This is a genomic window from Rhizobium sp. SEMIA 4085, assembly GCF_013004495.1.
Taxonomy (GTDB): domain Bacteria; phylum Pseudomonadota; class Alphaproteobacteria; order Rhizobiales; family Rhizobiaceae; genus Rhizobium; species Rhizobium gallicum.
On record NZ_JABEPH010000355.1, the window covers coordinates 1 to 6,167 of the forward strand.

The 6,167-nt window shown below is 60.8% G+C and carries 4 protein-coding genes and 1 pseudogene; 3 read left to right on the top strand and 2 right to left on the bottom strand.

The window, feature by feature from the left end; all coding sequences use genetic code 11:
- Window positions 1–375, bottom strand: a pseudogene (locus C9413_RS26140) (hypothetical protein); the annotation flags it as partial.
- 280 nt (window positions 376–655) lie between these two features.
- Window positions 656–2,491 (bottom strand): class I poly(R)-hydroxyalkanoic acid synthase, encoded by a 1,836-nt coding sequence (gene phaC / locus C9413_RS26145; protein ID WP_039844755.1) that lies wholly within the window; start codon window positions 2,489–2,491, stop codon window positions 656–658.
- 154 nt (window positions 2,492–2,645) lie between these two features.
- Here phaC and C9413_RS26150 point away from each other — a divergent pair, with 154 nt between their 5' ends.
- The 3 genes from C9413_RS26150 to C9413_RS26160 all read left to right on the top strand — a co-directional run bounded on the left by C9413_RS26150 (window position 2,646) and on the right by C9413_RS26160 (window position 5,892).
- The gene (locus C9413_RS26150) at window positions 2,646–3,062 is read left to right on the top strand and encodes a hypothetical protein (protein WP_039844756.1); all 417 of its coding nucleotides are present in this window, start codon (window positions 2,646–2,648) and stop codon (window positions 3,060–3,062) included.
- 222 nt (window positions 3,063–3,284) lie between these two features.
- The gene (locus C9413_RS26155; RefSeq protein ID WP_170251099.1) at window positions 3,285–4,502 is read left to right on the top strand and encodes an LL-diaminopimelate aminotransferase; all 1,218 of its coding nucleotides are present in this window, start codon (window positions 3,285–3,287) and stop codon (window positions 4,500–4,502) included.
- Between the two features lie 67 nt (window positions 4,503–4,569).
- A complete protein-coding gene (locus C9413_RS26160) occupies window positions 4,570–5,892 on the top strand; it encodes a homoserine dehydrogenase (protein WP_039844758.1) in 1,323 nt (440 codons plus the stop codon).
- Window positions 5,893–6,167: the final 275 nt, after the last annotated feature.

Genomic DNA, 6,167 nt, shown 5'->3' on the forward strand with positions numbered 1-6,167 from the left:
GGGAAGGCGGGGGGTGTGAAAGAGGGGGACCAGAGCCTCCGGGGAGTGTGGAGAGAGGTCGGAAGCCATGCGGTCCGCAGGCGTCGTCTTGCCCGGAAGGCGCGAGAACTTGCCGACGCGGATCAGCGGGTGCGCAGGCGTGCCAACATGTGCAACCGGCTTTCGGACGATCGCGACATCGGCGATCGTCGCAGCTGCGGGTTGCGGCAAGGCGGAGGTGTGCATAGCCGCGACAGAGGCAATCGTCCAGGCCGACAAAGTGACCGCGATACCAATTGCAGCAATTCCGGATATCAGCCGGAGGGGTTTGGCTGAGCGAAAAAAAGCCCAGCCGAAAGGGTTGACGCTTTCATGCGCCTCAACAGCAAACGCCATACTACTCGGTTTCCCAACGCGTCACATTACCGGCGGCTTACGCGGAACGCCCTCGCCGGAGCCGGTAATGAAGCAAGAGGGCCAAAATGAGGCCCGATGCGACTTGCCGACTACCGAGAAGCATGACGCACTATGGTAACTAATTCCTTTACGGGATTATCTGGCTGGCCGAAATGGCCCGGTTTGCCGGTTTTCGCGATGCGGGAACAATGAAGCTGGCGCCGTCGCCAGCGAGCCTCATCGCCTTTGAATGAACGCGTTTGCCTTGCAAGGCGTGCCTTTATGTCCGCTCCATGACGTAGCTGCCCGGTGCTTCCTCGATAGCGTTGAGCGCCGTGCCGCCGGGTTTGCGCGCGGGCACGCGTTCAGCGTCCTTGGCTTCGATCCAAGCGTGCCAGTGCGGCCACCAGGAGCCGGGGTTTTCCTCGGCTTTGGCAAGCCAGGTATCGTAATCGCCCCTGGTTGGGCCGCCGGTCCAGAACTGGTATTTCTTCTTGTCGGGCGGGTTGACGACGCCGGCGATATGGCCGGAGCCGGCCAGCACGAAATCGACTTTTCCGCCGAAGAACTGGCTGCCGAGGAAGACCGAATTCGCAGGAGCGATATGGTCTTCGCGTGTCGCCAGATTGTAGACCGGGATCTTCACGTCTTTCAGCGATACGGTCTTGCCGCCAAGCATCATTTCGCCGGCGGTGAGCGCGTTCCTGAGATAGCAGTTACGCAGGTAGAAGGCGTGGTTGGCGGCCGCCATGCGGGTGGAATCGGCATTCCAGAAGAGTAGGTCGAAGGGCATCGGCATTTCGCCCTTCAGGTAGTTGTTGACGAAATAGGGCCAGATCAGCTCGGAAGCACGCAGCATGTTGAAGGCGGTTGCCATCTTCGAGCCGTCGAGATAGCCGGTCGCCTGCATATGCTCCTCGAGTGCTTGCAGCTGCTCCTCGTCGACGAAAACCTTGAGGTCGCCAGCATGGGTGAAGTCGACCTGGGTGGTGAACAGCGTCGCCGTCTTGATGCGCTTGTTCTTCTCCTTGGCGTGCAGCGCCAGTGTTGCCGCAAGAAGCGTGCCGCCGACGCAATAGCCGACGCTATTCACATCCTTTTCATCGGTGGCTTTCTCGATCGTTTCCAGCGCGAAATCGATGCCCTCGCGGGCATAGGCCGTCCAATCCTTTCCGGCATGGCGGGCATCAGGGTTCACCCATGAGATGACGAAGACGGTATGGCCCTGGTCGACGCACCATTTAATGAAGGATTTCTGCGGGTTGAGGTCAAGAATATAGAATTTGTTGATCCACGGCGGGCAGATGAGGAGAGGGCGTTTCAGCACCGTATCGGTGGACGACTCGTACTGGATGATCTGGCAGATGTCGTTCTGCGCGATCACCTTGCCGGGGGTGAGCGCCATGTCCCGGCCGACGGCGAATTTAGTCATGTCGGTTTGGCGCAATTTCAGGTCGCCGCCGCCGGCCGCGATGTCCTCTGCCAGCATCTTCATGCCGCGCACCAGGTTCTCGCCGCTGGTTGCGATCGTTTCGCGGTAGAGCTGCGGGTTGGTGGCGACAAAATTGCTCGGCGAAAGGGCAGCAGTGATCTGCTTCACGTAGAAGCTCGCCTTATGCCTCGTATGCTCGTCGAGCCCCTCGGTCTGGGCGACGATTTTCTCTGCCCAGTCGGCGGTGATGAAATAGACCTGACGCAGGAAATCGAAGAAGGGGTTTTTCTGCCAGTCGGCGTCGGAAAAGCGCTTGTCCTTGCGCTCCGGCTCGGGTTCGCCGGCCTCGCCCTGCAACCGTTGCATCGAGCGCATCCAGACGGCGAAATAGCTGCTCATCAGCTGTGTTTGCGCCTCGAAAGTCCGGCGCGGATCGGACATCCAGTATTCAGTGACCTTGGAGAGCGTCTTGACCATGTCGGTCATCGGCGCGGCGAGCCGGTCGTTGATTTCCCCGCTCTTGCGCGGCGCAAGCCAGACGGAGGCCGCCTTCCCGAGGTTTTCCAGGGCGCGGGCAATGTTCACCGCCATCGCCTCCGGATCCTTCAACACGTAAGGATCGAGATTCGGTTCGAAACCCGGGGATTTCGTCTTCCCGCCATTTTCCTGCTTGCTGTCGGTCACGCGTCTCCTCCGGCGGCAGCAATCCTCTTGCAAATCTTGTTGTACATCGTCCCGGATCGAGAAAACAAGTTCAACGCAAGCGCACTCGTGCTATTGCTTTGTTGCTGCGACAAATTTAACAGTCGCTGAGGCTTCAGGATTTGGAAGATCTGGCATGACGACGAACGGCATCTTAGGCATCGCACTCGCAACCCGCATGGCACTCGCTGCCGCGGCCGCAGCGATGACGCTTGCTGGATGCGCCTACACGCCGGAGCAGAAGGCGGCCGCTGCGGCGCGGCGCGCGCCTCCGACCGCTGTCGTCATGACGCCCACCAAGGGCGAGGAGCCGGCACAAAGCAGCCTTGCCCATTATCCGGATGGCTATCCGAGCTTCGGCGCGCCGCTGACGGCAGCAAATGCCCAAATGAGCAACGAGGAAGCCGCAAGCTTGGGACAGAAGCTTTCGGGACTCCGCGTCCAGCGCAAGGCAGGCACGATTTCGGAAGCCGAATATCAGCGGCGCGTGGCCGAATATCGCAAGCTTGCCGCCGAGCACGGCACAGAAGCGCTCTCTGCAATCGGCAATTAAGCCTTGCCTTTCAGGCGATTTGGACGCAAAGCCTTCCGCAGCTGGCGGGAGACGCAATTTTCCCGATAATCCGCGTCTGTCGTGGCCTTTCGTCAAAGAATCGCCGCGGGACGAAAGTCTGATGAATACGGCGTTTGCGATTGTGAAGTTCGTGTCGCAGGCAGCCGGGAACAAGCGAGCTTCGAGCGCGGTCATGGTGGCCGCATTTCCATGGGGAAAGAGATGGAAGAATTTCACAAAGTCCGGCGTTTGCCGCCTTACGTTTTCGAACAGGTCAACCGTTTGAAAGCGAGCGCGCGAGCGGGCGGCGCCGATATCATCGATCTCGGCATGGGAAATCCGGATCTCCCCACTCCAAAGGCGATCGTCGACAAACTGTGCGAGGTCGTCCAGGATCCGCGCACGCATCGCTATTCCTCCTCCAAGGGCATTCCCGGCCTTCGCCGGGCACAGGCCGCCTATTACGCCCGCCGTTTCGGCGTGAAGCTCAATCCCGATACGCAGGTCGTCGCGACCCTCGGCTCGAAGGAAGGCTTTGCCAACATGGCGCAGGCGATCACAGCGCCGGGCGACGTCGTTCTCTGCCCGAACCCGACCTATCCGCTCCACGCCTTCGGCTTCTTGATGGCGGGAGGTGTGATCCGTTCGATCCCGGTCGAGCCGGACGAGAACTTCTTCCAGCCGTTGGAGCGGGCCGTGCGCCACTCGATCCCGAAGCCCTTGGCGCTGGTCCTCAACTATCCGTCCAACCCGACGGCGCTTGTCGCGACGCTCGATTTCTACAAGGATGTCGTTGCCTTCGCGAAGAAGCACGACATCATCGTGCTGTCGGACCTCGCCTATTCGGAAATCTACTTCGATGGCGAGCCGCCGCCGTCCGTCCTGCAGGTTCCTGGCGCCATCGATGTCACCGTCGAGTTCACCTCGATGTCGAAGACCTTCTCGATGCCCGGCTGGCGCATGGGTTTTGCGGTTGGCAACGAGCGGCTGATCGCGGCCCTGACGCGCGTCAAGTCCTACCTCGACTACGGCGCCTTCACGCCGATCCAGGTAGCGGCGACGCATGCGCTGAATGGTGACGGTTCCGACATCGCGGAAGTCCGCAACGTCTACAAGCGCCGCCGCGACGTGATGGTCGAGAGCTTCGGCAAGGCCGGTTTCGACGTGCCCCCGCCGGCAGCCACGATGTTTGCGTGGGCGAAGATCCCGGAAAAGTTCCGTCATCTCGGTTCGCTGGAATTCTCCAAGCTGCTCGTCGAAAAGGCCGATGTCGCGGTCGCACCGGGCGTCGGCTTCGGCGAGCAGGGCGATGATTACGTGCGTCTGGCGCTCGTGGAGAACGAGCATCGCATCCGCCAGGCCGCCCGCAACATCAAGAAGTTCCTGTCGACGGCCGACGAGACGATGCACAACGTCATCTCGCTCAACGCGCACCGTTGATATCTTCACACCTCAACGGCAGCCGCTTTTTGGCGGCTGCCTCTCATAAAACACGCAGGATCGTTCCATGACAGACGCCCTCAAAATCGGCATTGCGGGCCTTGGCACCGTTGGTGCTTCGCTCGTCCGTATCATTCAGAGCCGCAGCAACGAGCTTGCTGCCACATGCGGGCGGCCGATCCTGATTACGGGCGTTTCGGCTCGCGACAAGACCAAGGACCGCGGCCTTCATCTTGCCGGCGTCGAGTGGTTCGACCGGCCGGAAGACCTGGCTGAAAAAGGAGACATCGACGTTTTCGTCGAACTCATCGGCGGCGCCAACGGCCCGGCCAACGGTTCGGTGCGCGCCGCTCTCGAACGTGGTATCCATGTGGTGACGGCCAACAAGGCGCTGCTTGCCTATCACGGCGTCGAACTGGCGATGATCGCGGAAGAAAAGGGCACGCTGCTGAATTTCGAAGCGGCCGTGGCCGGCGGTATTCCCGTCATCAAGGCGCTGCGTGAATCGCTGACAGGCAACACGATTTCGCGCATCTACGGCATCATGAACGGAACCTGCAACTACATCCTGACCAAGATGGAGAAGGAGGGCCTCTCCTTTGCAGATTGCCTGAAGGAAGCACAGCGTCTCGGCTACGCTGAAGCCGATCCGGCCTTCGACATCGAGGGCAATGATACGGCGCACAAGCTCTCGATCCTGACGACGCTTGCCTTCGGCAATCAGATCGCTGCTGACGACATCTACCTCGAAGGCATAACGAATATTTCGATCGAGGATATCCATGCGGCGGCCGAGCTCGGCTACCGCATCAAGCTGCTCGGCGTCGCACAGCGCACCGAGACCGGCATCGAACAGCGCGTGCACCCGACCATGGTGCCTGTCGATTCGGTCATCGCCCAGGTGGACGGCGTCACCAATGCTGTGGCGATCGAGTCCGATATTCTCGGCGAACTGCTGATGGTTGGCCCGGGTGCCGGCGGCAATGCGACTGCATCCTCGGTGCTTGGCGATATTGCCGACATCGCCAAGAGCCAGCCTGGCGCGCAGCGCGTACCGGTTCTCGGCCATCCGGCAAAGGCGTTGGAGCCCTATCGCAAGGCCCGCATGAAGAGCCATGAAGGCGGCTATTTCATCCGCCTGACGGTGCTTGACCGCACCGGCGTTTTTGCAAGCGTCGCGACGCGCATGGCGGAAAACCACATTTCACTGGAATCCATTGTGCAGCGGTCGCAGCAGCACCTGGCGCCGTCGCACCACCAGACGATCATCCTCGTCACCCATGCGACGATGGAGGATTCCGTGCGCAAGGCCGTTACTGCTATCAAGGGCGAGGGCTACCTCGTCGGCGAACCGCAGGTGATCCGCATCGAGCGTCCCAAAGAAGATTGACAACCCGTCTTCCTTAAAAGAACTGGTGAGCGAGGCGGCCGGGGCAGTCTCGTCCACAGCTAACATGCGCCTTGGCGTCCAAAATCGTTGTGTGCTCCACCAAAGCCACATAAATCTGCCCACAGCGCTCCGGTCCCGGGGCGGTGACAAGCGATGGGCGATCAGAGGGGCGGTGTGGCTATTGCCGCCGATCCGGTACAGCGGGCATTCCGGGGGGTGGGGAACTCCGGACTCGAAAACCGCGGGTTGTCTCGGCGGGCTCAGGCGGGAGAGAA

Coding starts and splice junctions, on each gene's coding strand:
- C9413_RS26150 (WP_039844756.1), top strand. CDS start 2,646: ATGACGACGAACGGCATCTTAGGCATCGCACTCGCAACCCGCATGGCA.
- C9413_RS26155 (WP_170251099.1), top strand. CDS start 3,285: ATGGAAGAATTTCACAAAGTCCGGCGTTTGCCGCCTTACGTTTTCGAA.
- C9413_RS26160 (WP_039844758.1), top strand. CDS start 4,570: ATGACAGACGCCCTCAAAATCGGCATTGCGGGCCTTGGCACCGTTGGT.